Here is a 569-nt window from a genome sequence, read left to right as displayed (position 1 = left end):
AGGCCACCGTGGCAGAAGCCGTCGGAAGGAGCGAGCGCAGCGCCACCGTTCCGGAGAGGCCCCGGACTTCCAGCAGCGACTGCACGGCCCCGGGGATCGCCTCTTCGTACCCCTCGGGAAGACGAAGCCGTGCGGGCCCCGACCACGACAGTTCCCACCACGCGAAGCGGGCGTCGGCGAGTTCCAGGACCAGCAGGTGCTCCAGCCCCTGCCGCAGCGCGTCGCGCCCGCCGGGCAGCAGGTCGGCAACCCGTTCCAACGCGTTGGCATCGGCGTCGACGGCCTCCAGGAAGGCGCGGAGGCCGGGTTCGCCGCCCGTCACCCGGGCGATGGCGTGCCGCAGCGGTTCCGCGGCCTCGGTGGCGTACGCGTGCAGGCCGACGTGGACGAGTTCGGGCCAGTCCGCGCGGCGCATGGCGAGGGCCTCCGGGGCGAAGGTGGCGGCTTCGAGCTCGGCGCACACCCGGTCGGGGTCGTGCAGCAGGGCCATCGCGGGGCGTCCCGGCACCTGTTCGCCGCGGCCGTCGTCTGGGAGGGCCTCGATCAGCTGGACGCGCTCGCGCATGGGC

General features: G+C 74.5%; 1 pseudogene. It reads right to left on the bottom strand.

The annotated features are described in order from the left end of the window. Window positions 1-569 (bottom strand): annotated as a pseudogene (locus tag K6I34_RS37870) (peptidase); the annotation flags it as partial.

The organism is Streptomyces sp. UNOC14_S4 (genome assembly GCF_020740835.1).
GTDB lineage: Bacteria > Actinomycetota > Actinomycetes > Streptomycetales > Streptomycetaceae > Streptomyces.
The sequence above is the reverse complement of the archived record's forward strand: the minus strand, read 5'-3'. Positions and strand labels throughout refer to the sequence as shown.